The following is a 480-nucleotide window of genomic DNA, read 5'->3' as shown; positions in this document are numbered from 1 at the left end:
TGCAGTTTTGACGAGGCCGTTGATCGTGCAGACATCCTTCTTTTGCTGGTTGACCACAAACCATTCGAATCACTCTCTGCTGCAAAACTCAGTGAGAAAATCGTAATCGACACAAGAGGCATCGTGAAGTAATGCCGTCTAAAAAGAAACGTGTACTAACTGTATTTGGCACACGTCCAGAAGCCATCAAAATGGCCCCTGTTGTAAAAGCGTTAGAGAAAGAGCCGAAGCTTGAAAGCCTGGTTTGTGTAACAGCACAACATAGAGAGATGCTCGACCAAGTACTTAAGTTATTTGAGATCAAACCGGACTTCGACCTGAATATTATGAAAGCGAGGCAAGACCTGTTTGACATAACCAGTAAGGTATTACTTGGTTTGCGAGAGGTACTACGCGAGAGCCAGCCAGACCTCGTACTTGTGCATGGCGACACCACGACCTGTTTTGCTGCAGCCTTGGCAGCCTTTTACGAAGGCATTC

General features: G+C 46.2%; 1 protein-coding gene. It reads left to right on the top strand.

Annotation, left to right across the window (positions count from 1 at the left end; all coding sequences use genetic code 11):
* Window positions 1-131 precede the first annotated feature (131 nt).
* Window positions 132-480: UDP-N-acetylglucosamine 2-epimerase (locus A3762_RS06105; protein WP_197469067.1), on the top strand; the 349-nt coding region annotated here is incomplete at its 3' end.

It is taken from the genome of Oleiphilus sp. HI0125 (genome assembly GCF_001635355.1).
Note: the sequence above shows the minus strand (reverse complement) of the source record. Positions and strands in the feature narration are given on the sequence as shown.